Genomic DNA, 240 nt, shown 5'->3' on the forward strand with positions numbered 1-240 from the left:
GCCTCCGTCATCCTCCGAGATACCGCCCGTGTCGACGACGAGGAACGGGTGGTCCTCGACCAGACGGCAACCACCATAGTTGCGGTCCCGCGTGACGCCGGGCTGGTCATGGACCAGGGCGACACGGGTACGGGTCAGCGCATTGAAGATGCTGGACTTTCCGACGATCGGCCGTCCAACCAGCGCGACCAAGGGCAGCATCGCGGTAACTCCTAATTGTGCCACCCGGAAAGCGGTCAG

General features: G+C 64.2%; 1 protein-coding gene. It reads right to left on the minus strand.

The window, feature by feature from the left end; genetic code table 11:
* Positions 1 to 201: GTPase (locus ACQG3P_RS22760; protein ID WP_426806317.1), on the minus strand; the 201-nt coding region annotated here is incomplete at its 3' end.
* Positions 202 to 240: the final 39 nt, after the last annotated feature.

This window comes from Stenotrophomonas sp. SrG, assembly GCF_050031795.1.
Classification (GTDB): domain Bacteria; phylum Pseudomonadota; class Gammaproteobacteria; order Xanthomonadales; family Xanthomonadaceae; genus Stenotrophomonas; species Stenotrophomonas rhizophila_A.